General features: G+C 56.7%; 1 protein-coding gene. It reads left to right on the top strand.

From position 1 onward, the window contains the following. The coding region (locus GSQ70_RS00685; RefSeq protein WP_199257195.1) for a conjugal transfer protein TraG N-terminal domain-containing protein at positions 1 to 812 on the top strand (812 nt) is incomplete at both ends.

Genomic DNA, 812 nt, shown 5'->3' with positions numbered 1-812 from the left:
TATACCATCGCCACCACCTACGAAAACTTTTTCCACTTTCCGGATGAGCGCACCTACACCAAAACCGGGATGATGTTTGCCTCCAAGCTGATGCAGGACAGCTTTACCATCGCAGGCCGGGATCCGGTGGTGGCGGTTAATATGGTGGCCTACACCAAAAACTGCGTGGTGCCGGATATCATGCTCAACCACAAGTACAGCATGCAGGACGTGATGGAGTCGGCAGAGGTGCAGTCGGTCATCTTCAGCAGGCCCAGCCCAATGCGCGGTATCTTCTGGCGGGACGCGTCCGGCAATACCTTTATGTACTGCCGTGATGCTGCGCCGAAGCTGAAGAACCTGCTGGCCATTCAGGGGACGCCTGAGAGCAGCACATTCATGTACCACGCCGCGCGAATGCTGCCGGGGACGACCTCGCCGGCAACGGCTTATGCCAGCCAGCTGGAGGGAAGCTATAACTACTTCTTCAGCAGCAGCCAGTCGGCCAAAAACATCATACTGCAGAACGTGGCCGTTGCAGGGCTGCGCAGGGGGCTGAACAGCTACGTGAAGGGCATGAACGACACCGCATCGATGGTCGATATTGCCTCCGAACAGTCGCTGATGAAGCTGCGTCTGTCCCATGCGGTCAGCTATGCCATCGCCACCGAGGTACTGCCACAGCTGCACACGGTTCTTCTGCTGTTCTGCGTGTGCATCTTCCCGGTGATGGTGCTGGCACTGTTCGTACGGGAGATCTCAATGACCGTATGCAAAAACTACCTGAACTTTATGGGCAGCCTGATGCTCTGGCCGGTGATGTTTGCCATCTT

This window comes from Pantoea sp. BAV 3049, assembly GCF_009765445.1.
Taxonomy (GTDB): domain Bacteria; phylum Pseudomonadota; class Gammaproteobacteria; order Enterobacterales; family Enterobacteriaceae; genus Erwinia.
The sequence above is the reverse complement of the archived record's forward strand: the minus strand, read 5'-3'. Positions and strand labels throughout refer to the sequence as shown.